1 protein-coding gene is annotated in these 231 nt (G+C 68.4%); it reads right to left on the bottom strand.

The features are described from left to right. Positions 1 to 231, bottom strand: a 231-nt coding sequence (locus SB751_RS35825; protein ID WP_410749710.1) for a hypothetical protein, incomplete at both ends; no start/stop codon positions are given.

Raw genomic sequence — 231 nt, 5'->3', positions numbered from 1 at the left:
AGCTTCAACGGCGTCGTGCGCGCACTCGGCGACACGCGCCCCGGCTGGAAGGTGCTGCGCGTGCTGGGCAGCCTGCTCGGCCTGCCGAACTTCGAATACGAGACGGCCGAAGAAGACGAGGCCCTGCAGCAGCCGGAACGCGATCAGCGTCTCGAAGTTCGACGCGAGGCCGCACAGCGCCGACGCGATCGTGAACGCGAGCACCGACAGCGTGAACAGCCGCACTTCGCC

The sequence above is a fragment of the Cupriavidus sp. SIMBA_020 genome, assembly GCF_046535395.1.
GTDB classification, from domain to species: domain Bacteria; phylum Pseudomonadota; class Gammaproteobacteria; order Burkholderiales; family Burkholderiaceae; genus Cupriavidus; species Cupriavidus campinensis.
Note: the sequence above shows the minus strand (reverse complement) of the source record. Positions and strands in the feature narration are given on the sequence as shown.